The 21,034-nt window shown below is 65.4% G+C and carries 20 protein-coding genes and 2 tRNA genes; 8 read left to right on the top strand and 14 right to left on the bottom strand.

Going from position 1 to position 21,034, the window contains the following annotated elements; genetic code table 11:
- Positions 1 to 92 precede the first annotated feature (92 nt).
- The 9 genes from EV141_RS08400 to dnaA form a co-directional block, all read right to left on the bottom strand.
- Positions 93 to 165, bottom strand: a tRNA-Ala gene (locus EV141_RS08400).
- 103 nt (positions 166 to 268) lie between these two features.
- Positions 269 to 342: transfer RNA gene (locus EV141_RS08395), tRNA-Ile, on the bottom strand.
- Positions 343 to 426: 84 nt separating this feature from the next.
- Complete coding sequence (locus EV141_RS08390; RefSeq protein ID WP_130485515.1) at positions 427 to 834, bottom strand: DUF3566 domain-containing protein; 408 nt, start codon at positions 832 to 834, stop codon at positions 427 to 429.
- Positions 831 to 3,401, bottom strand: a complete 2,571-nt coding sequence (gene gyrA, locus EV141_RS08385) for a DNA gyrase subunit A (protein ID WP_130485514.1) — start codon at positions 3,399 to 3,401, stop codon at positions 831 to 833. Before gyrA ends, EV141_RS08390 begins: the two co-directional genes overlap by 4 nt.
- 56 nt (positions 3,402 to 3,457) lie before the next feature.
- Positions 3,458 to 5,443: a DNA topoisomerase (ATP-hydrolyzing) subunit B gene (gyrB, locus tag EV141_RS08380; RefSeq protein ID WP_130485513.1), complete on the bottom strand. Its 1,986-nt coding sequence runs from the start codon at positions 5,441 to 5,443 to the stop codon at positions 3,458 to 3,460.
- Positions 5,444 to 5,524: 81 nt separating this feature from the next.
- Positions 5,525 to 6,031: a DciA family protein gene (locus EV141_RS08375; RefSeq protein WP_130485512.1), complete on the bottom strand. Its 507-nt coding sequence runs from the start codon at positions 6,029 to 6,031 to the stop codon at positions 5,525 to 5,527.
- Positions 6,028 to 7,197 (bottom strand): DNA replication/repair protein RecF, encoded by a 1,170-nt coding sequence (gene recF, locus EV141_RS08370; RefSeq protein WP_130485511.1) that lies wholly within the window; start codon positions 7,195 to 7,197, stop codon positions 6,028 to 6,030. Before recF ends, EV141_RS08375 begins: the two co-directional genes overlap by 4 nt.
- 22 nt (positions 7,198 to 7,219) lie before the next feature.
- A complete protein-coding gene (gene dnaN, locus EV141_RS08365) occupies positions 7,220 to 8,362 on the bottom strand; it encodes a DNA polymerase III subunit beta (protein WP_130485510.1) in 1,143 nt (380 codons plus the stop codon).
- A 468-nt stretch (positions 8,363 to 8,830) separates the two neighbouring features.
- Complete coding sequence (gene dnaA, locus EV141_RS08360) at positions 8,831 to 10,249, bottom strand: chromosomal replication initiator protein DnaA (protein ID WP_130485509.1); 1,419 nt, start codon at positions 10,247 to 10,249, stop codon at positions 8,831 to 8,833.
- 275 nt (positions 10,250 to 10,524) lie between these two features.
- Between dnaA and rpmH the strand changes: the two genes are divergently transcribed.
- The 8 genes from rpmH to EV141_RS08320 all read left to right on the top strand — a co-directional run bounded on the left by rpmH (position 10,525) and on the right by EV141_RS08320 (position 15,436).
- On the top strand, positions 10,525 to 10,662 hold the full coding sequence (gene rpmH / locus EV141_RS08355; RefSeq protein WP_022881903.1) for a 50S ribosomal protein L34: 138 nt from the start codon (positions 10,525 to 10,527) through the stop codon (positions 10,660 to 10,662).
- A 15-nt stretch (positions 10,663 to 10,677) separates the two neighbouring features.
- On the top strand, positions 10,678 to 11,016 hold the full coding sequence (gene rnpA, locus EV141_RS08350) for a ribonuclease P protein component (protein ID WP_130485508.1): 339 nt from the start codon (positions 10,678 to 10,680) through the stop codon (positions 11,014 to 11,016).
- The gene (gene yidD / locus EV141_RS08345; protein WP_130485507.1) at positions 11,013 to 11,333 is read left to right on the top strand and encodes a membrane protein insertion efficiency factor YidD; all 321 of its coding nucleotides are present in this window, start codon (positions 11,013 to 11,015) and stop codon (positions 11,331 to 11,333) included. The genes rnpA and yidD overlap by 4 nt, the downstream gene beginning before the upstream one ends.
- A 13-nt stretch (positions 11,334 to 11,346) precedes the next feature.
- The gene (gene yidC, locus EV141_RS08340; protein ID WP_130485798.1) at positions 11,347 to 12,318 is read left to right on the top strand and encodes a membrane protein insertase YidC; all 972 of its coding nucleotides are present in this window, start codon (positions 11,347 to 11,349) and stop codon (positions 12,316 to 12,318) included.
- Positions 12,319 to 12,321: 3 nt separating this feature from the next.
- The gene (locus tag EV141_RS08335) at positions 12,322 to 12,798 is read left to right on the top strand and encodes a Jag family protein (protein ID WP_130485506.1); all 477 of its coding nucleotides are present in this window, start codon (positions 12,322 to 12,324) and stop codon (positions 12,796 to 12,798) included.
- 37 nt (positions 12,799 to 12,835) lie between these two features.
- Positions 12,836 to 13,519, top strand: coding sequence for a 16S rRNA (guanine(527)-N(7))-methyltransferase RsmG (gene rsmG, locus EV141_RS08330; protein WP_241969183.1), 684 nt, complete (start codon positions 12,836 to 12,838; stop codon positions 13,517 to 13,519).
- A gap of 67 nt (positions 13,520 to 13,586) precedes the next feature.
- Positions 13,587 to 14,480, top strand: coding sequence for a ParA family protein (locus EV141_RS08325; RefSeq protein ID WP_185740106.1), 894 nt, complete (start codon positions 13,587 to 13,589; stop codon positions 14,478 to 14,480).
- On the top strand, positions 14,480 to 15,436 hold the full coding sequence (locus EV141_RS08320; protein ID WP_130485504.1) for a ParB/RepB/Spo0J family partition protein: 957 nt from the start codon (positions 14,480 to 14,482) through the stop codon (positions 15,434 to 15,436). The genes EV141_RS08325 and EV141_RS08320 overlap by 1 nt, the downstream gene beginning before the upstream one ends.
- Before the next feature lie 39 nt (positions 15,437 to 15,475).
- Here EV141_RS08320 and EV141_RS08315 read toward each other — a convergent pair whose 3' ends face one another.
- From EV141_RS08315 to murJ, 5 genes are all read right to left on the bottom strand, one after another.
- Positions 15,476 to 16,447, bottom strand: a complete 972-nt coding sequence (locus EV141_RS08315) for a D-alanine--D-alanine ligase family protein (RefSeq protein WP_130485503.1) — start codon at positions 16,445 to 16,447, stop codon at positions 15,476 to 15,478.
- Positions 16,448 to 16,453: 6 nt separating this feature from the next.
- Positions 16,454 to 17,776, bottom strand: a complete 1,323-nt coding sequence (locus EV141_RS08310) for an aminotransferase-like domain-containing protein (RefSeq protein WP_130485502.1) — start codon at positions 17,774 to 17,776, stop codon at positions 16,454 to 16,456.
- A gap of 115 nt (positions 17,777 to 17,891) precedes the next feature.
- Positions 17,892 to 18,215: a thioredoxin gene (trxA, locus tag EV141_RS08305; RefSeq protein ID WP_130485501.1), complete on the bottom strand. Its 324-nt coding sequence runs from the start codon at positions 18,213 to 18,215 to the stop codon at positions 17,892 to 17,894.
- Between the two features lie 82 nt (positions 18,216 to 18,297).
- A complete protein-coding gene (gene trxB / locus EV141_RS08300; RefSeq protein ID WP_130485500.1) occupies positions 18,298 to 19,257 on the bottom strand; it encodes a thioredoxin-disulfide reductase in 960 nt (319 codons plus the stop codon).
- A gap of 127 nt (positions 19,258 to 19,384) precedes the next feature.
- The gene (gene murJ, locus EV141_RS08295; RefSeq protein ID WP_260437772.1) at positions 19,385 to 20,977 is read right to left on the bottom strand and encodes a murein biosynthesis integral membrane protein MurJ; all 1,593 of its coding nucleotides are present in this window, start codon (positions 20,975 to 20,977) and stop codon (positions 19,385 to 19,387) included.
- Between the last annotated feature and the right edge of the window lie 57 nt (positions 20,978 to 21,034).

The raw sequence follows: 21,034 nt of genomic DNA, 5'->3' as shown, positions 1-21,034 counted from the left end.
CGGAGCGCGCTGCGCCGCAGGGGCGGCCACAAACTGGGTGGAGCCTAGGGGAATCGAACCCCCGGGAGGCGGATCAGCCTCCCGCGTGCACGTGGAGCCTAGGGGAATCGAACCCCTGACCTCCTGCTTGCAAAGCAGGCGCTCTACCAATTGAGCTAAGGCCCCTCAACACTTTTCAGTTTAGCGACGGCTGCGAAGCGAGACGACCACGCTCGTTTACATGAGCGAGGTCGCGCCGCAGAAGCCGCAGCGAGACAGAGAATTGCAGTGGGGCTACCAGGACTTGAACCTGGGACCTCTTCGTTATCAGCGAAGCGCTCTAACCGCCTGAGCTATAGCCCCTCAGACCGGGTATGACTGTACACGACCCGGGCTTTCTTCCCCAATTCGGCGAGGGCGCTAGGGCGGCCGCCGTGGGGGGCAATCTCAGCTGTTGGTGAAACCGACGAGCTGGCCGCCGGTGACCTTGACGCTGAGGTTGTAGATCAAGGCGCTGAGTGCGCCGATGGCAGTGCCGGCAACCAGGTTGATGATGCCGAGGATGGTGGCAAACAGCATGACCTGGCCGAAGGAGAAGATCTCGAGGATGCTGGGCGCGTCGTCTCCCAAGACCTCACCAAAGAGGTCGTTGACTCGTTCGAGAACGCCGAGGTTGGTGACGACAACCCAGATGAAGAAGAACGACACGACGAGCGCGATGGCCCCGCACAGCGAGATGAGGAACGACAGCTTCACGGCCGACCAGAAGTCGATGTAGACGAGCTTCAAGCGAACCTGCTTGGCGCCCACGGTGCGCTGCGACTTACGTTGCAGCTTCTCGGCGACAGTACTCACGAGGCGGTGTCCTTCCCTGCATCCGCGGCCGGTTCGCTCGCGGTTTCGGTGCCGTCGGTCGTGTCTACCGTATCGGCGTCGGTTGTCGCCAGGTTTCGCTCACTGTTGCGGGCGATGGCGATAATGCGGTCGTCATCGTCGGATCGGGCGAAGACGACGCCCATGGTATCGCGGCCCTTCGCCGGCACCTCCGCTACCGACGAGCGCACGACCTTGCCCGACGCCATGACCACAAGCACCTCGTCGTCTTCGCCGACGATGAGACCTCCGGCGAGGCCGCCGCGGTCGTCGCTGAGCTTCGCGACCTTGATGCCCAGGCCACCGCGACCCTGCACCCGGTACTGGTCGACGGCCGTGCGCTTGGCGTACCCGCCTTCGGTAACAACGAAGACATAGCCGTCGTCGGTGACGACGTCGGCCGCGAGCAGTTCGTCGTCTCCGCGGAACTTCATGCCGGTGACGCCGGCGGTCGAGCGGCCCATGGGGCGCAGGGCCTGATCGTTGGCGGTGAAGCGCACCGACATGCCCGCGCGCGACACGAGCAGGATGTCGCTCGTATCTTCTGTCAACATCGCCGAGACGAGCTCGTCACCGTCGCGCAGGTTGATTGCGATGATGCCGCCCGTACGGTTCGTGTCGTATTCACCGAGCGCCGTCTTCTTGATCTGGCCGCGACGCGTGGCGAGCACCAGGTACGGCGCTGCGGCGTAGTCAGAGATGTCGAGAATCTGGGCGATTTCTTCGTCGGGCTGCAGGGCGAGCAGGTTGGCGACGTGCTGGCCCTTCGCGTCGCGGCCTGCCTCCTGAATCTCGTAGGCCTTCAGGCGGTACACGCGACCGGTCGTCGTGAAGAACAGCAGCCAGTGGTGGGTAGTGGTGACGAAGAAGTGCTCAACGACGTCGTCGGCGCGCAGTTGGGCGCCGCGCACACCCTTGCCGCCGCGGTGTTGCGAGCGGTAGTTGTCGCTGCGAGTGCGCTTGATGTACCCACCACGCGTGACGGTGACGACCATCTCTTCGACGGGGATGAGGTCTTCGACACTCATGTCGCCGTCGAATCCGTAGAGGATCTCGGTGCGACGGTCGTCGCCGTAGCGCGACACGATCTCGGCGAGCTCGTCGCTGATGATCTGACGCTGACGCTCGGGGCTCGCGAGGATCTCCTTGTAGTCAGCGATCATCCGCTCGAGCTCGTCAGCCTGGTCCTGAATTTTTTGGCGCTCGAGGGCCGCGAGGCGTCGCAACTGCAGGTTCAGGATCGCGGTTGCCTGCAACTCGTCGACGTCGAGCAGCTCCATGAGCCCGTCGCGCGCTTCCTCGGTCGTCTGTGAGCGGCGGATCAGCGCGATGACCGCATCGAGCGCATCCAGTGCCTTGAGGTAGCCACGCAAGATATGGGCGTCGGCCTCCGCCTTCTTCAGGCGGTACTCGGTGCGGCGAACGATGACCTCGACCTGGTGTTCGACCCAGTAGGTGATGAACTGGTCAAGCGTCAGGGTGCGGGGAACGCCGTCGACGATCGCGAGCATGTTCGCGCCGAAGTTGTCTTGCAGCTGCGTCTGCTTGTACAGGTTGTTCAGCACGACGCGCGCAACGGCGTCCCGCTTCAACACGATGACGAGGCGCTGACCGGTGCGGCCCGATGACTCGTCGCGAATGTCGGCGATGCCGGCGAGCTTGCCTTCCTTCACGAGGTCGGCGATCTTGATCGCCAGGTTGTCGGGGTTCACCTGGTACGGCAGCTCGGTGATCACGAGGCATGTGCGGCCCTGAATCTCTTCGACCGTGACGACGGCTCGCATCGTGATCGACCCGCGACCCGTGCGGTAGGCATCCTGGATGCCCTTGACGCCGAGAATCTGCGCGCCGGTCGGGAAGTCAGGGCCCTTGACGCGCTGGAGGCACGCGTCGAGCAGTTCTTCGCGCGTTGCCTCGGGGTTCGCCAGGTGCCACAGCGCCGCGTCCGATACCTCGCGCAGGTTGTGCGGCGGGATATTCGTGGCCATACCCACGGCAATACCGACCGAACCATTGACGAGCAGGTTGGGGAATCGGCTCGGCAGAATCGACGGCTCTTGCGTGCGCCCGTCGTAGTTGTCCTGGAAATCGACGGTGTCTTCGTCGATGTCGCGCACCATTTCCATGGCGAGCGCGGCCATCTTGGTCTCGGTGTATCGCGGGGCGGCGGCACCGTCGTTGCCGGGCGAACCGAAGTTGCCCTGGCCGGCGGCGAGCGGGTAGCGCATCGACCACGGCTGCACGAGGCGAACGAGCGCGTCGTAGATGGCCGAGTCGCCGTGCGGGTGGAACTGGCCCATGACGTCGCCGACGACGCGCGAGCACTTCGAGAACGCCTTGTCGGGGCGGTAGCCCCCGTCATACATCGCGTAGAGCACGCGCCGGTGCACCGGCTTGAGGCCGTCACGCACGTCGGGAAGGGCGCGCCCGACGATGACGCTCATCGCGTAGTCAAGGTACGACCGCTGCATCTCGAGCTGCAGGTCGACCTGCGTGATGCGGCCGCCAGCGCCGAAATCTTCTTCGGGGGCGGTGGGCTCGTCAGCCATCGGATTCCTTTATGTGGTGGTGGTCAGGATGCTCGGCGCGCGTCATGCGCGCCCGATCAGATATCGAGGAAGCGCACGTCTTTCGCGTTCTGCTGAATGAAGGTGCGTCGCGCATCCACGTCTTCGCCCATGAGGGTGGCGAACACGCTGTCTGCGACGGCGGCGTCTTCGAGCGTCACCTGCATGAGCGTGCGCGACTCGGGGTTCATCGTCGTGTCCCACAGCTCTTGGTGGTTCATCTCGCCGAGACCCTTGTAGCGCTGAACGCCGTTGTCTTTCGGGATGCGCTTGCCACTCGCGAGGCCCGCCTCGAGCAGGGCGTCGCGCTCGCGGTCGCTGAACACGTACTCGTGCTCGGCGTTCGTCCACTTGAGCCGGTAGAGCGGAGGTTGCGCGAGGTACACGTACCCGCGATCGATGAGCGGTCGCATGTAGCGGAACAGCAGCGTCAGCAGCAGGGTCGTGATGTGTTGACCGTCGACGTCGGCATCGGCCATCAGAACGATCTTGTGGTACCGCACCTTGTCGGGGTCGAAGTCTTCGCCGATGTTCGCGCCAAACGCGGTGATCATTGCCTGCACTTCGGCGTTGCCGAGCGCGCGATCGAGTCGGGCCTTCTCGACGTTCAAGATCTTTCCGCGCAGTGGCAGGATCGCCTGGGTTTCGGGGTTGCGGCCCTGCACTGCCGAGCCGCCGGCCGAGTCACCCTCGACGATGAAGATCTCACTGATCGAGGGGTCTTTCGACTGGCAGTCTTTCAACTTGCCCGGCATGCCGCCCGACTCGAGCAGCCCCTTGCGGCGGGTCTGCTCGCGCGCCTTGCGGGCGGCCAGTCGCGCGGCGGCCGCCTGCTGCGCCTTGCGGATGACGTCCCGTGCCTGGCTGGGGTTTCGCTCGAACCAGTCGCCGAGGAACTCGCCCGTGACCTTCTGCACGAACGACTTCGCCTCGGTGTTGCCGAGCTTTGTCTTCGTCTGACCCTCGAACTGCGGCTCGCCGAGCTTCACCGAGATGACGGCGGTAAGGCCCTCGCGTACGTCGTCGCCCGAGAGGTTCTCTTCCTTTTCTTTGATGAGGTTCTTCTCGCGCGCGTAGCGGTTGACCAGGGTGGTGAGCGCCGCGCGGAAGCCCTCCTCGTGGGTTCCGCCCTCGTGCGTGTTGATGGTGTTGGCGTAGGTGTGCACGCTCTCGCTGTAGGACGTCGTCCACTGCATCGCGACTTCCAGCGCGATCGTGCGCTCGGTGTCTTCTGACTCGAACGCGATGATCTCGGGATGCACGAGGTCGGCTTTCTTCGCCGCGTTCAGGTGCTCGACATAGTCGACGAGACCCTTCTCGTACAGGAATTCGTCGTGCCGCGGCTCACTCGCCGGCTGATCGTCGGTCTCAGGATGCTCGCGCTCATCGGTCAGCTTGATGCGCAGCCCTTTGTTGAGGAACGCCATCTGCTGGAATCGCGTGCGGAGCGTTTCGTAGTCGAACTCGGTCGTCTCGAAGATGTCTTCGCTCGGCCAGAAGGTGATCGTCGTGCCGGTGCCCTCAACCTCGCGCCCCTTCTTCAGGGGGGCATCGGGCACACCGACGGTGTAGCTCTGCGTGTACTCGTTGCCCTGACGACGAACGGCGACCTCGAGTCGCTGGGACAGCGCGTTGACAACCGACGAGCCGACGCCGTGCAGACCGCCGGAGACCGCGTAGCCACCGCCGCCGAATTTTCCGCCGGCGTGCAGCACGGTGAGGACAACCTCAACGGTCGAGCGCTTCTCGACAGGGTGCTCGTCGACAGGGATTCCGCGGCCGTTGTCGATCACGCGCACGGCGCCGTCGGGAAGGATGGTGACGTCGATCGTGTCGCAATAGCCGGCGAGGGCTTCATCGACCGAGTTGTCGACGATCTCGTACACGAGGTGGTGCAGGCCGCGCGGCCCGGTCGAGCCGATGTACATACCGGGGCGCTTGCGCACCGCCTCGAGCCCTTCCAGAACCTGAATGTTGGCCGCGCCGTAATTGTCTGGAGAAGGGGTGGTGGTCACGGGGTCCATCCTATCAATGGAAGCCCTCTCACCGGGGCGTAAAGGCCCCTCTGGGGTGATATCTCGCCCCCTGTGGACTGTTTCGTCGTCTTAGCCGTAGGTATCGCGTGGACCGCGCCCCGGGATCGATCGTGGCCCTCGCTTCCAGCTCGGCGCGCTCGGGCCCAGAAAGCGGATGCTCGTGATCTGCGCATCGGGGTACCGCTGCGTGATCGAGGTGACCATTTCTCCCCGCATCATGCGCAGCTGCGTTGCCCACGCGGTCGAGTCGCACTGCACCGACAGCACCCCGTCATCGATCGCAACCGGTTCGGTGTGGGACGCGATTTCCGGACCCACGAGGTCGGGCCACGAGGTCAGCAGCTCGCCTCGCGCCAAGGGGGAGGTCCAGCCCATGGTGCGGCTGACCCCGTCGAGGATGTCGGCGAGACCTGAGGGGTCGCGGCCCGTTCCGTAGGGCGTCGTGGAGCCGGACGCTTTTCCGGCGGCGCGACGGCGCGCATCCCGCGAGCGAAGCGACGGGTCGCCAAAGACCGAGCGCAGCCGACGATAGACGGCGCTCGCCTCAGACTCCGGTGGCTCCGCGCGCTCGGTCACGGCGCATCCTCGCTCGGTGGTGTCGGGTCAACAATCGCGCCGGCTGCGATATGGATGCGCGTCGCGGCCAGGCGGTCAGGAACATCGTTCTCGACGGCCGCCGTGATCAACACCTGCTCGAAGTCGGAGACCGCGTCAGCAAGGCGTTCCCGCCGACCCTCGTCGAGTTCGGCGAACACGTCATCCAGAATCACAATCGGGTCGCCGGCCACCGCGTCGGCACGCAGTACGCGGGCTGCGGCGAGTTTCAGGGCCAGCGCATACGACCAGCTCTCGCCGTGGCTCGCGTGGCTGCGGGCGGGCAGGCCGTTGAGCGTCAGCACAAGGTCATCGCGATGAGGTCCGACGAGCGTGACCGCGCGATCGAGCTCGGCACGGCGACGCTCGGAAAGGGAGAAACGGAACTGCTCTGCGGCGCGTTGTTCGTCGAGCACATCGTCGGTGTGCAGCGGCCCCTCGCCCGTGGGGTCAACAATCGTGTGCCGCAGTCCGAGTTCGGCGAGGTGCTCGTCGCCCGCGACGGCCGCGTATCCCGCGGCAAGATGTGGGCGCAGTTCGGCCACCAGAGACACACGTGCGGCGATGATCTCCACGCCGAGCGCGACGAGGCGGTCGTCCCACACATCGAGCGTCGTCAGCGCATCGGGTGACAGGCGGGATGCGCGGGCCGACTTGAGCAGCGAGTTGCGTTGCCGAAGCACGCGCTCGTAGTCACCGATGGTTCCCGCGAGCCGCGGGATTCGCTGCACGATGAGCGCGTCGAGGAATGAGCGGCGCCCGGACGGTTCGCCGCGCACGAGCGCGAGATCTTCTGGAGCGAAGAGCACGGTGTGGACGTAGCGGGGAAGCTCACGCATGCGCACGGGCGAGCCGTTGACCTGGGCCCGGTTGGCGCCGGTCTTATTGAGCTGCAGCTCAACGACGATCGCACGCTCGTCGTGAGCCACGCGCATCCGGACAATCGCTGCCTCTTCGCCCGCGCGCACCAGCGCCTGGTCGCCGGCGACGCGGTGCGACCCCCCGAGCGACGGATACCCGATCGCCTCCACGAGATTTGTTTTGCCCTGCCCATTTCGCCCGACGAGCAGGGTCGGCCCGGGCCCCAACGCCAGTTCGGCGCGCGCATAGTTGCGGAAATCGGAGAGGCTGAGATGCGTGACGTGCACGGCGCGAGCGGAGCGCCGCCCGCTAGCGCAGCAGCAGGTTGGGCTGCAGCAGGTAGCGGTAGTTGTCGACGCCGGCCTGATCTTTTGAGGTCTGGCTGGTGATGAGTACGGGGCCGGGCTTTCCCGGATTGTCGGTCTTCGTGAACGAGATTCGCACGAATTCCGAGTGCACGGCCGACAGCCCATCGATCAAGAACTGGGGCTTCAGCGAGACGACGGTGTCGTCGCCGGTCAGGTGGGCGTCGATCGTTTCTTGGGCCTGCGCGTTCTCGCTGCCGATGGCCTCGAGTGTGAGTCCGTCGGCGGTGAAGGTGTAGCGCAGAGCGGCGTCGCGCTCGAGCACGAGGGCAACGCGTCGGGTCGCCTCGATGAGTTCGGCTGTGTTCATCACGGCGTAGTTGTCGACCGTCTCGGGGAAGAGGCGCTTGACGGGGGGGAAGTTGCCCTTAATCAGCAGTGAGGTGACGGTCTTGTCGTCGGCCGAGAACGCGATAAGTTCACGGTCGCCCCCGCCCACGATCGTGACGCGCACCTGCGACGAGTGCGAGAAAATCTTCGCCGTCTCCGAGAGCGTGCGTGCCGGCACGAGCGCGGTCGCAGTCTCGGCGTTGCTCGTCGACTCCCAGTCGATCTCGCGCACGGCCACGCGGTAGCGGTCGGTTGCGACCAGCGACAGCGTGGTTCCGGAGGTCTCGAGCTGCACACCAGTGATCACGGGAGTGACGTCATCGCGAGAAGCGGCTACCGCAACCTGGCCAACGGCATCAGCGAAGGCATCGCCCGGCAATAGGCCGGTGTCGCCGTCAATGACGGGCAGGCTCGGGTACTCCTCGACGGGCATCAGCGACAGGGCGAATCGGGCCGAGCCACAGCGAACCGTCACCTTGTTGTCGTCGAGCGAGAACTCGACGGGCGCGTTGGGCAGGCGCGAGGCGATGTCGGCCAGCAAGCGACCCGAAACCAGCACGGTGCCGTTCGACTCGACATCGGCAGTGATTCGAGTCTGAGCGGAGACCTCGTAGTCGAACGAGGACAGAGTCACGGCACCGTCTTCGGCGTGCACCATGACGCCCGAGAGGATCGGCAGTGTGGTGCGCTGGGGCAGCAGGCGCACGGCGAACGACACGGCGTCGCTGAATACGTCGCGGTTGACCTGAAACTTCACGTCGAATCCCTCTTCCGTCGGGCGGTCCGGGAGTGCCGGGATCCCCATACTGGCACAGCGCTGCGCCGGGATTCGTGTCGTTCGGCCCGGGTCAGGGTTATCCCTGATGCATCAATGGAGAAGAACAAGAAATAAGAGCGTTAACCGCTGTGCACAGTGTGGACAACTCGGTGGGATCCGCGGAATCACGGGAAACCACATGTGTGTAAGTTGTGGAATCCGCTCGCGACACGGCGGAATGTTAAGGGGATGCCCGAACGGCTCCCCGAGCATCCGCTCACACCCCGAGGCCATCTCTCCGCAATCCATCCCCAAGCGCTCTCGGCGTTTTCCACAGGCTGTCCCCAGTGTGGGAAAACGCGCCTGAACCTGGGATATCACTGTGATGAGACGACAAAAGCCCCGGAATACCGGGGCTTTTGCGGCTGAACGAAGTCTGAGAGCTCGGCGTTTTTTCCCGCGCGCTGCTCAGCTGTAGCGGTGGTTCTGCTTGATGCGGCTCGTGAGTTCCGTGACCTGGTTGTAGATCGAGCGGCGCTCCTTCATGAGCTCACTGATCTTCTTATTCGCGTACATGACGGTCGTGTGGTCGCGGTTGCCGAACAGTTGGCCGATCTTCGGAAGCGAGAGGTTCGTGAGCTCGCGACAGAGGTACATCGCGATCTGCCGCGCCGTCGCGACCGCCTGTGACCGTGACGAGCCGTACAGGTCGTCGACGGTGAGCTTGAAGTAGGCGGCCGTGTGATTGATGATGTCGACCGGCGCGATGACGTTGTCCTCGTCGAGCGTGATGAGGTCTTTCAACACGGTCTGCACGAGCTGCAGGTCGACGGGTGTGCGGTTGAGGTTCGCAAACGCGGTGACCCGAATGAGCGTGCCTTCGAGCTCACGGATGTTGCTCGACACCTTCGACGCCATGTACTCGAGCACGTCGTCGCGCACCTGAAGCCGGTCGTTCTGGGCCTTCTTGCGAAGGATCGCAATGCGGGTCTCGAGGTCGGGTGCCTGCACATCGGTGATCAGACCCCACTCGAAGCGGCTGCGCATGCGGTCTTCGAAGCCGGTGAGGTGCTTCGGGGGCAGGTCAGAGGTGATGACCACCTGCTTGTTGTGGTCGTGCAACGTATTGAAGGTGTGGAAGAACGCTTCCTGCGTCGAGTCTTTGCCCTGCAAGAACTGGATGTCGTCGATCAGCAGGATGTCGATCTCGCGGTACCGCGACTGAAACAGGCTGGCGCGGTTGTTCGCGATCGAGTTGATGAAGTCGTTCGTGAACTCTTCGCTACTGACGTAGCGCACACGGATTCCTGGGTACAGATTCTCGGCGTAGTGACCGATCGCGTGCAGCAGGTGGGTCTTGCCGAGTCCGGACTCGCCGTAGATGAAGAGCGGGTTGTACGCCTTAGCTGGCGCTTCGGCGACCGCCACAGCGGCGGCGTGAGCGAAGCGGTTCGAGCCGCCGATGACGAAGTTGTCGAAGCTGTACTTGTCGTTGAGCCGGCTGTCGCCGCGTCGATTCGCGGCGTCGATGGGCGTCGGCGGGGCGGGCTGCTCGATATACCCGGATGTCGTCGGTTGCTCAAGCGGGTCGGGTGCCGCTTCTAATGACTCTGCCTGCATGTCGGGGTTCACGACGATGGCGAAGCTCGACACCTCGTCACCGGCGACGGTTGTAATGGCCGACAGAAGCGGCAGACGGATGCGCTGTTCAAGCATGCCGCGGGTGAGTTCGTTGGGAACCTCGAGATACAGGGTGCCGGCCATGACGCCGCGCGGCTCCACCAGGTTGATGAAGCCGATGAGCTGGGGCGTGATGCGCTCGTCAGAGACGAGGTGACCTTTCACCGAATCCCACAGCGCGCTGACGGGTTCGGTGTCGTCGGTCATGGCGCGGTGTCCCTCTCGTCCGGAATACGTGATCGGCGGCGAGAGGGGTCGATGGCGAGCATCCCTCTGGCAGGCCGCCCGCCTACTGTAGTTCGATGCGCCGTGTCGTTACCACTGCGGTTCCCACCTGCCGTGGTATTGCGAGCCGCGCCGCCTGCGTTTGACCGGGCGTGTCGCGAGACCTATTGTTAACCGGTTGACTTCTGCCGTGCGGCGCGCGCCCACGGAGTTCTACACCGACATCGTCGCTCCCTCGCGGGGCCGAGGAGACCATCATGAGCAAGCGCACGTTCCAGCCCAACAACCGTCGTCGTGCCAAGGTGCACGGCTTCCGCCTTCGCATGCGTACCCGCGCCGGCCGCGCGATTCTCGCCGCCCGTCGCCGCAAGGGCCGCACCGAACTTTCGGCGTAACATCCCTCCCCCATCGTGCTCGACCGCGCACACCGGGTGAGGTCGAGCAGCGACTTCCGCGACACGATGCGTCGTGGTCGCAAAGCCGCCGCTCCGACCGTCGTCGTTTACGTGCGCCGCTCTGCTGAAGCGGGGCCGGTGCGCTTCGGCATCATCACCTCTAAGGCGCTCGGCAATGCCGTGACGCGGAATAGCGTGAAGCGGCGAGCGCGAGCGGTGGCGAAAGATTTGATCCCCACGATTCCCGACGGCACGGCCGTGGTGATGCGCATGCTCCCAGCGGCAGCCGAGGTCGACTGGGCTACCCTGCGTGAGCACGTAACGGCAACAACCAGGCGGGCGGTGAGCGCATGAGCGACCCCGCGGTTGTTCGCGTCATTCGTGCCATCGGTCTGATCCCGCGCAACATCATCGTGGCGGTCTTGCACGTATACCGGGCCGTCATCTCGCCGCTGTACGGCGACGTGTGCCGCTACTACCCCAGCTGCTCGGCATACGGGCTGCGTTCCGTGCAAGAACACGGTGTGCTTAAGGGTTCGTGGCTCACTGCTCGACGCCTCGTGCGATGCCACCCATGGGCGGTCGGCGGCGTTGACGACCCACCGGAACGGCACCACTCGCCCTACCGCCGCACTCGCTTCGGCTTCATCGTCCTCGATAGAAAGGCGTAACCCCGTCATGGAACTGGGTTTCTTCGGAACATTGCTGTGGCCCATCAAGTGGGTGATCGAGGCGATCCTCGTCGGCTTCCACTCGCTGTTGACCGCTGCGGGCCTCGAGTCGGAGGCGGGCGTCACCTGGGTGCTGTCAATCGTCGGTCTCGTGATCGTGATTCGAGCCCTGCTGATCCCGGTCTTCGTTCGGCAGATCAAGTCGCAGCGCAAGATGCTCGAGATCTCCCCCGAACTCAAGAAGATCCAGGACAAGTACCGGGGCAAGAAGGATCAGTTCTCTCGCGAGGCCATGTCGCGCGAGACGATGAACCTGTACAAGAAGCACGGCACGAACCCGCTCTCGTCGTGCCTTCCGCTGTTGCTGCAGATGCCGATCTTCTTCGGTCTGTTCTCCGTCCTCAACGACGCCTACGCCGGTCGACCCAGCGTGGGCCTACTGACCCCCGCCCTATCGGCCGAGTTTGGAAGCGCGAGCCTCTTCGGTGTCGCCCCGCTCGGTCTGACGATGGCGACCAGCGACGGCAACGTCGCGGTCATCGTCATCGCGATCATCCTGGTGATCCTCATGACCGGCTCGCAGTTCTTGACGCAACTGCAGATCATGGCGAAGAACCAGTCCCCCGAGATGAAGAACTCGCCGATGTACCGGCAGCAGAAGATCCTGCTGTACGTCCTGCCGATCGTCTTCGTGTTCTCCGGCGCGTTCTTCCCGCTCGGCGTGATGTTCTACTGGTTCGTCTCCAACATCTGGACGATGGTTCAGCAGTTCATCGTCATCCGAAACATGCCGACTCCCGGTAGCGAAGCGGCCCTCGCGCGCGAAGCGCGGCTGGCGAAGAAGCGCCAGAAGAAGGGCCTGCCCGACCCTGACGCGGCAGCGCCGGGTGCGGTCGCGGTGGAAGAACCCAAGCAAACGACGCAACGCCAGCAGCCGGTCTCAAAGAACCGCGCCAAGAAGCAGACGAAGAAGGGCGGCCGCTGAGCCATGACCGAGGTAACGACCACGACGACTCCGGCCGACGAGGGTGACATCGCCGCGGACTATTTGGAAGAGCTGCTCGACATCGCTGACCTTGATGGCGACATCGAGATCGAGGAACGCGGCGGACGCGTGTACCTCTCCGTTGACGCCGACGAGCGGGATGCGCTTCGCCTGTTGTCAAAGCCCGACACGGTCAGTGCGTTGCAAGAGCTCACGCGCCTCGCCGTGCACGCGAAGACCGGTGAGTTCTCACGCCTGATCCTCGACATCGCGGGTTCCCGTGACGCGCGCGCGACCGAACTCGCGCGCATCGTTGACCGCGCCGTCGAGCGCATCGAGGCGGGCGCGGTTTCTGCAGCACTCCCCCCGATGTCGAGCTACGAACGGAAGCTTGTGCACGACATCGTCGCTGAGCGCGGTTTCGTGTCGGAGTCGGAGGGCGAAGGCGCCGACCGCCACACCGTCATCCGCCGCGGCTGATCCCGTCGTATCGACCGCCGTCGACCCACTGTTTCACGTGAAACATTCTGATGATCCCGCTGCCGGCACGCCCGTAGTGGCGCCGCTCGAGCTCGATGACGAGCCAGCGATCGCGGCCGAACTCTTCGGCGAGAACCATGAGCGGGCTCGGTCGTTCACCCACGAGTTGGCGACACGCGGCGAGCTCCTGGGTCTGATTGGGCCATCGGAAGCGCCGAGGCTGTGGTCACGACACATCGTGAACTGCGCGCTCGTCGCTCCGTTTCTGCGAAGCGGCGGTCGACTCGCCGACATCGGTAGCGGCGCAGGGCTTCCCGGTCTCGTGCTCGCCATTGCTCGACCCGACGTCGAGGTCACCCTCATTGAGCCGATGGAGCGACGGACTGACTGGTTGCTGGCGGAAAGTTCGCGCCTGGCTCTTCGCAACGTGACGGTGCTGCGCGCCCGCGCGGAGGATGCGATCGCGTCAGGGCCGTACGACCAGGTGACTGCGCGCGCGGTGAAGGCGCTCCGGCAGCTGATTCCCATGACGCGACCCCTACTCGACGAGGGTGGGGAGATGCTGTTCCTCAAGGGTGAGCGCGTGGATCAGGAGATCGCGGACAGTCTGAAACAGCGTCGCGCAGCTCGGCTGAGCGAGCCCACGGTTGAGGTGCTCACGGCTGACGGTGTGCCCGTTCCCACGCGCCTGTTTCGGGCTACAGTGGTCGGGGCCTCCTGAGTATCAGAGCGCCCCGGCCGCATCGCGCGGCACATGTTTCACGTGAAACATCGATCGGAAGGCAGTTGTGACGACCGACGCTTCATTTGACGGGTCCACTCCCCTGGCTCGCGAGGTCGCCGACATCACCCGCCGCCGTCAGGCCGTGCAGGAACAGGTGCTGCCCCTGCCGAGTGCCCCCCGTGTGTTCACGGTGGCCAACCAAAAAGGTGGTGTGGGGAAGACCACCACGACGGTTAACCTCGCAGCCGCACTGGCCCGGCAGGGTGCGCACGTATTGGTGATCGACCTTGATCCCCAGGGCAACGCTTCGACGGCGCTCGGTGTCGAGCATCGTGCGGAAACCCCGAGCGTCTATGACGTGATCGTGGGTGAGGCCACGATCGACGAGGTTGTGCAGAAGAGCCCGGAGTTTGAGCGCCTGTTCTGTGTACCTGCCACCATCCACTTGGCTGGTGCCGAGATTGAACTCGTCTCTCTGGTGGCGCGTGAGCAGCGCCTCCGCACCGCACTCGACATGTACCTCGCCGAGGCTGATGACCCGGTGCACTACGTCTTCATCGATTGCCCCCCGTCGCTTGGCCTGCTCACGATCAATGCCTTCGTTGCCGCGCGTGAGGTGCTCATCCCGATTCAGTGTGAGTACTACGCCCTTGAGGGGCTCAGCCAACTGCTCAACAGCATTCAACTGATCGAGCGGCACCTGAACCCGCAGTTGCGCGTCACCACGATCTTGCTCACGATGTACGACGCCCGCACCAATCTCGCCAATCAGGTTGTCGCGGATGTGCGTGAGCACTTCCCCGATCAGGCGCTCGACACGCTCATTCCCCGCTCGGTTCGCATCAGTGAGGCGCCGAGTTACGGGCAGACGGTCATCAGCTACGACCAAAATTCTCCGGGCAGCCTGTCGTATCTCGAGGCTGCCGCCGAAATCGCAACACGAGGGGCGGGTGCCTGATGGCCGCGCAAAAGAGAACCGGGCTCGGACGAGGAATCGGTGCGCTCATCCCCACCGGCAGTGGCGATCGCCCCGTTGACGTCTTCTTTCCGCAGGCGACCCCGCCGGGCGGCGACTCGCAGTTGGCCGAGGTGCCGGGTGCGCGGCTGATCGCCGTCGCCCCGTCGGATGTGGTGCCGAACCCGCAGCAGCCCCGTACCGAATTTCGCGAAGAAGAGCTCGCTGAGCTCGTGCACTCGGTGCGCGAGTTCGGGGTGCTGCAGCCGATCGTCGTCCGCGAGCGCGCGGGGGCTGCTCCCGGTGAGGCGCCGTTTGAGCTGATCATGGGCGAGCGCCGCCTGCGCGCGTCGACCTTGGCGGGCCTCGCGAGCATCCCCGCCGTCGTGCGCAACACGAGCGACGAGAACATGTTGCGCGACGCCCTGCTGGAAAACCTGCACCGGGCGCAGCTGAACCCGCTGGAAGAAGCGAGCGCGTACCAGCAGCTGCTCGAGGATTTCGGCATCACGCAGGAGCAGCTTGCCGAGCGCATTGGGCGCTCTCGCCCGCAGATCACCAATACGCTGCGCCTACTGAAGCTTCCCGAGACCGTACAGACTCGGGTTGCGGCCGGCGTGCTCAGCGCAGGACACGCACGGGCGATTCTGTCGACGGGCGAGGCCGAGGCAATGCAGCGTCTCGCCGACAAGATCGTGAATGAAGAGCTGTCGGTGCGGCAGGCCGAGGCGGCCGCTCAGCAGCTCACCGGGCAGGGAGTCGCGACGAAGAAGCGCGCCCCCGCCAAGGGTGGTCGTCAGGGACAGCTCGATGAGATCGCTGAGCGCCTGGGGGACCGACTCGACACCCGTGTGCGCATCGCGCTCGGGCGCAGCAAGGGAACCGTCACGATCGACTTCGCCAGCATCGCCGACCTGAACCGCATCCTGGGCGAAATGGGCGAGCCGGGATTTCGCTAAACAGCCTCTGACCGGGGCTTTTCTACGATTCGCCTAGGCCTAGCTGTGGCTCGCGCCGCGCAATGCCGCGTGGGCAAGTTCGGCGTAGACCCACCCCACGTCGTGGCCCGCAGCATCCAGGGCCAGAGCCAGAGTTGAGGTCTCGGTGAGCCCCGGCATGACGCTTGCCTCCAAGAACCAGGCCGTTCCGGCGCCATCGATCATCATGTCGATGCGGCTGATGTGCCGGAGGCCCAGCGCGCGGTGCGCGGCGAGTGCAGACTCGGTCGCTCGGGCCGCCACGTCATCAGCGATGCGTGCGGGGGCGTAGAAGCGGGTCTCCCCCGCGTTGTACCGCGCTTCAAACCCGTACACGCCGCTGCGCGGCTCAATCTCGACCGCCGGCAGCGCGACCGGGCCGTCCCCCGTGTCGATGATGCCGATGCAGATCTCGGTGCCGAGGATGCGCTCCTCGACGAGGGCGACGTCGCAGTAGGTGTATGCGAGCACCATGGCGCGGCGCAGCTCTTCGTCACTGGACACCAGGCTGACGCCCTGTGCTGAGCCGCCCTGCGCGGGTTTTACCGCAAGCGGCGGGGGAAGCTCGCGGTTCATCACCGTCAGCACGCTCTCGGCGCCGAGTTCACGGAACGCGTCGCGAGTGAGCGTGATGGAGTGCGGCGTCGGCACGCCGGCGCGGGCGACGATCGTCTTCGCGGTCGGCTTGTCCCACGCCAAGCGCGTCGCATCCGACGCCGAGCCGACGTAGGGGATTCCGAGAAACTCGAGCAGCGCGCGCAGCGCGCCATCCTCGCCACTGGCCCCGTGCAGTGCGGGCCAGACGACGTCGGGGGGGTCAGCGATGAGGGTCGGAAGCAGGGCCGCATCCGGATCGAGCAGGTGCACGTCGACGCCGTGCGCCGCCAGCGCATCGGCGACCTGACGGGCCGACTTCAGCGAAATGTCACGCTCGTGACTGATGCCACCGCCGAGGACGGCGACGCGGCGGGCGGTGGGAGAAGAGTTGGTCATGAGCCGTTACGAGAGGTTCGGAGGAGGTGAGATGACGCGGCTGCCGAGCTGCAGAGCATCGGGCACGGCGTCGATGGGCCCCGTGGCGGCAAAGGTCTCGAGCAGTTCCTGCTCTTGACGCACAACCGAGGCGAGCCGGCGGATTCCCTCGCGGATGTCGGTCGGGGTCGGGTAACAGAAGGCCAGGCGCAGGTGCCGGCGACCGTCCCCGTCAGCGAAGAACGCCGTACCGGGCGTGTACGCGACCAATTCTTTGACCGCGCGGGGCAGCATCCCCTTCGCGTCGAGGCCGTCCGAGAGCGTGAGCCAGACGTAGAAGCCCCCGCCCGGGAGCGTCCAGCTCAGGTCGGGCAGGTAGTGCTCGAGCGCGTCAATCATGGCGTCGCGTCGTTCGCGGTACAGGCCCCGGAACACGTCGATCTGGCCGCGCCAGTCGGCGCTCGACAGGTAGTCGCTGATCACCATCTGATTGATCGCGCTCGGCGAGAGAATCGAGGCTTCGGCGGCGAGGACCAGCTTTTCGCGGATGCCGTGGGGTGCGAGCGCCCAGCCGACCCGGAACCCGGGGGCGAACGTCTTCGAGAACGAGCCGAGGTACACAATGCCGTCGCTGTCGACGCTGCGCATCGCCTGTGGCGGGGCCTGGTCGAACCACAGCAGCCCGTAGGGATTGTCTTCAAGGATCAGAATGCCGTTGCTGCGCGCGATGTCGATGATCTCGAGTCGACGTTCCGAGCTCAGCGTGACGCCGCCCGGATTTTGGAAGTTCGGAATCAGATACAGCAGCTTGATGGGGCGGCCGGCGGCGCGCAACGACTGGATGCGCTCGGTGAGGGCCGCGGGAATCATGCCGTCCGCATCCATCGGAATGTGCGCGACCTCCGCCTGGTACGAGCGGAAAATGCCGAGCGCACCCACGTACGAGGGCGACTCGGCGAGTACCACGTCGCCCGGGTCGAGGAAGAGCTTCGCCACCAGGTCGAGCGCCTGCTGCGAGCCCGTGGTGACGACGACGTCGTCAACACCGGCGTGAATGCCTTCGAGCGCCATGACCTCGAGGATCCGCTCGCGCAGTTCGGGGGTTCCCTGGCCGGCGCCGTATTGCAGAGCGGTCGCGCCCCGCTCGGCCATCACGCGCTCCATGCGGGCGCCGATTGCCTCGAGCGGCAGGGCCGACACGAAGGGCATGCCACCGGCGAGCGAAACGACCTCGGGGCGCGAGGCGACCGCGAACAGCGACCGCACCTCCGAGCCCGACAGGCCGGCGGTGCGCGCGGCGTACTGGTCATACCAGGGGTCGAGCGTGGTCCCCTCGCGCGGAATGCTCATGAGGTCTCCGTGGTGGCCGGTCGCGATCCGGAACGGTTCGGATACACGTGTGCTCCGACGCTATCAGCGCCGGAACACACGATGACGCGCGATGACGCGCGGAGAATGCCGGAATCTACGCCAAGAATTCGGCGAGGTCGGCCTCGAGGGCCGGCTTCGGCTTGGCGCCGATGACAGTCTTGACGACCTCGCCGCCCTTGAACACCTTCATCGCCGGAATCGATGTGATCTGGTACTTCATGGCGGTCTCGGGGTTGTCGTCGACGTTGATCTTGACGATGTCGATCTTGTCGCTGTTCTCGGTCGCGATCTGGTCGAGGATCGGCGAGACGGCGCGGCACGGGCCGCACCAGGGCGCCCAGAAGTCGACCATGATCGTCTTCTCGCTCTTGAGGACGTCGGACTCGAAGGTGGCGTCGGTTACGTCACGAGTGGACATTGCTGCTCCTTTTCTTGCGGTCGATGGGGTTCAGGATGCGCGGGGTAGCGAGGGGGCTCTGACCGTCTCAGCGCTGACCGGTTTATGCGCTGACCGGCTCGGCGGTCTGGCGAACGTTGTCGCCGAGACCTTCGAGGTAGTGCTGCGCATCGAGGGCGGCGGCGCAGCCGCTTCCGGCCGCCGTGATGGCCTGCTTGTAGGTGGGGTCGACCACGTCGCCGGCGGCGAACACTCCGGCCACCGAGGTGCGCGAGCTGCGTCCTTCCACGGCGATGGTGCCCTGCTCCGTCAGCTCGAGCGCGCCGTGCACGAGGTGGGTGCGGGGATCGGCGCCGATCGCAATGAACACGCCGCTGACGTCGAGCGTGCGCTCGTCGCCGGTCTCGGTGTCGACGATGCCCACGCCGGTGACGAGCTCGCCGCCGTAGATGTGCTGCACGGCAGCGTTCGTGACGAACTCGATCTTCGGGTCGGCCTTCGCGCGGTCGAGCATGGCGGCAGAGGCGCGGAACGTCTCGCTGCGGTGGATCAGGTAGACCTTGTCGGCGAAGCGGGTGAGGAACGTCGCCTCCTCCATCGCGGAGTCGCCGCCGCCGACCACGGCGACGGTCTTCTGCCGGAAGAATGCGCCGTCGCACGTGGCACACCACGACACGCCGTAGCCCGACAGGCGGTCTTCGTCGGGGAGGCCGAGCTTGCGGTAGGCCGAGCCGGTGGCGTAGATCACGGCGTGCGCTTCGTGGCGATCCCCGTTGCCGAGGGTCACGGCCCTGACGGGGCCGTCGAGTTCGAGGGCGGTCACGTCGTCGTACACGATTTCGGCGCCAAAACGCTCAGCCTGCTGCTGCATCTTCGTCATGAGGTCGGGGCCCATGACGCCCTCGGGGAAGCCGGGGAAGTTTTCGACCTCGGTGGTCTTCATGAGCTCGCCGCCGAACTCGACCGAGCTGGCGATGACGAGCGGGGCGAGGTTCGCGCGGGCGGCGTAGATGGCCGCGGTGTATCCGGCCGGGCCGGATCCGATGATGATGACCTGTCGCATGGTTCCTCGTTTGTCGTCCGTGGGTGCCGGCGCGAAAAGCACCGGTGGCAGGGCCAACCCAGTCTAGGTCTCGGCTATTCCGCGCCGCCGCGGTGTTCAGGCGATGGTCACGCTCGTCACCGAGTGTTCACCGGCGGCGAAGACGTCGGGCGAGGGGGTCGACGATGGCCGAGAACTCGGGCACGCGAAGCACCGCGAGGGCACCGGCGTAGGTGGCGGTCATCGCCCCGCCAATCAGGACCATGCTGATGATTGCTGTGGCGACGTTGTCGCGTGCCGCTCCGCCCTCGAAAACCCCGAGCCCGAACCCGAGGGCGAGCCCCACGCCGCTCGCCGGAATGGCGGCAAGCCAGAACGCGGCCAGTCGCCGCAGAGTCAGCCGCATGCCGATGCCTCCGATGCGCCCGCGCAAGATGATCAGCGAGATGAGCGTCTGTGCCGTGCCCGCGATGGTCGTGATGAGCGCGATTCCCGGCGCGATCCATGCGCTCGGCAGCGTGGCAACCACCACGGCGAGCGCGACGAAGATGCCAGCCTGTGCCGCCTGAATGAAAAACGGTGTGCGCGTGTCGTCGAGGGCATAAAACACCCGCTGGGTGATGAACAGCATCGAGAACGGCACGAGCCCGATCATGAAGGCGACGAGAACACGCGCCATTCCTTCGACGATCGCCGGGTCGTCGTCAAAGACGCGCGCGAAGGGGCCGGCGACGATCGCCAGGCCAACGCTGGCCAACACCATCACCATCGATATTTGTCGGATGCTTGTGCCCATGTCGTCGCGAAGCAGGTCGCGACGTCCGTCGCGGGCGTGGGCGCTCATCCGCGTGTAATAGGCCGTGCCGAGCGAGACGGCCACGACCGAGTGCGGCAGCATGAAAATCAGCCACGAGAAGCGCAAGACGGCGAGTGACGGTTCGCCGTCGTCGACGGCGAGCGAGGCGACGCGGTTGTGCACGATGCCCGACAGCTGCGTCATCAGGATCATGCCGAATACCCAGCCGGCGGCCTTCCCCGTTTGTGCGAGGCCTACGCCGCGCCAACGGAAGTCGGGGCGGAAGCTCAGCCCCGCGCGACGCCAGAAGAAGAACAGCAGGAGGGCCTGGGCGGCGATGCCGAGGGTTGCCGAGCCTCCGAGCAACGCGATCATTCCCGGGGTCCAGAGGGCTGCGTCACTGACGTTGCCCGAGAACAACCACGCAAACAGCAGCAGGCCCGCAATCATGACGACGTTGTTGGCGACGGGTGCCCACGTGTACGGGCCGAACACCTTGCGCGCGTTCAGCACCTCTCCCAGAAGGCTGTAGAGCGCGAAGAACAACACCTGCGGCAGGCACCAGTAGGCAAGCGCCGTCGCGAGCGCGAGGATCTCGGGCGAGAAGCCGCGGGACCCATCGGTCGCCTGCTCGGCGTACAGCGCCACGAGCAGGGGGGCGGCCAGGGTTGCGAGGGCGGCCACACCGAGAAAAACGATGAAGCCGAGGGTGATGATCTTGTTGACGTAGCGCGACCCGCCGTCGGGGTCGAGGCTCGCCTTGACGATCTGCGGCACAAGCACTGCCGTCAAGACGCCCCCCGCGATGATCGCGTAGATGTTGTTGGGCAGCGTCGTGGCAAGCGCGAAGGCGTCACCGGGCCCGACCACGCCGATCGTGCGAGCCAGGATGATCGCGCTGACGAACCCGAGAATGCGGGACACGATCGTGCCCGAGGCGAGCAACAGACTCGCGCGGCCGATCGAATCGCGGCGACCGTCGCCGTCGGGCGCCGGGGCTGC

The sequence above is a fragment of the Microcella putealis genome (genome assembly GCF_004216575.1).
Classification (GTDB): Bacteria; Actinomycetota; Actinomycetes; order Actinomycetales; family Microbacteriaceae; genus Microcella; species Microcella putealis.
This window is presented reverse-complemented; position numbering and strand designations above follow the sequence as displayed.

Coding starts and splice junctions, on each gene's coding strand:
- EV141_RS08320 (WP_130485504.1), top strand. CDS start 14,480: ATGGCCGCGCAAAAGAGAACCGGGCTCGGACGAGGAATCGGTGCGCTC.
- gyrB (WP_130485513.1), bottom strand. CDS start 5,443: ATGGACCCCGTGACCACCACCCCTTCTCCAGACAATTACGGCGCGGCC.
- dnaA (WP_130485509.1), bottom strand. CDS start 10,249: ATGACCGACGACACCGAACCCGTCAGCGCGCTGTGGGATTCGGTGAAA.
- gyrA (WP_130485514.1), bottom strand. CDS start 3,401: ATGGCTGACGAGCCCACCGCCCCCGAAGAAGATTTCGGCGCTGGCGGC.
- EV141_RS08335 (WP_130485506.1), top strand. CDS start 12,322: ATGACCGAGGTAACGACCACGACGACTCCGGCCGACGAGGGTGACATC.
- rpmH (WP_022881903.1), top strand. CDS start 10,525: ATGAGCAAGCGCACGTTCCAGCCCAACAACCGTCGTCGTGCCAAGGTG.
- EV141_RS08310 (WP_130485502.1), bottom strand. CDS start 17,776: ATGAGCATTCCGCGCGAGGGGACCACGCTCGACCCCTGGTATGACCAG.
- trxB (WP_130485500.1), bottom strand. CDS start 19,257: ATGCGACAGGTCATCATCATCGGATCCGGCCCGGCCGGATACACCGCG.
- trxA (WP_130485501.1), bottom strand. CDS start 18,215: ATGTCCACTCGTGACGTAACCGACGCCACCTTCGAGTCCGACGTCCTC.
- EV141_RS08315 (WP_130485503.1), bottom strand. CDS start 16,447: ATGACCAACTCTTCTCCCACCGCCCGCCGCGTCGCCGTCCTCGGCGGT.
- yidD (WP_130485507.1), top strand. CDS start 11,013: ATGAGCGACCCCGCGGTTGTTCGCGTCATTCGTGCCATCGGTCTGATC.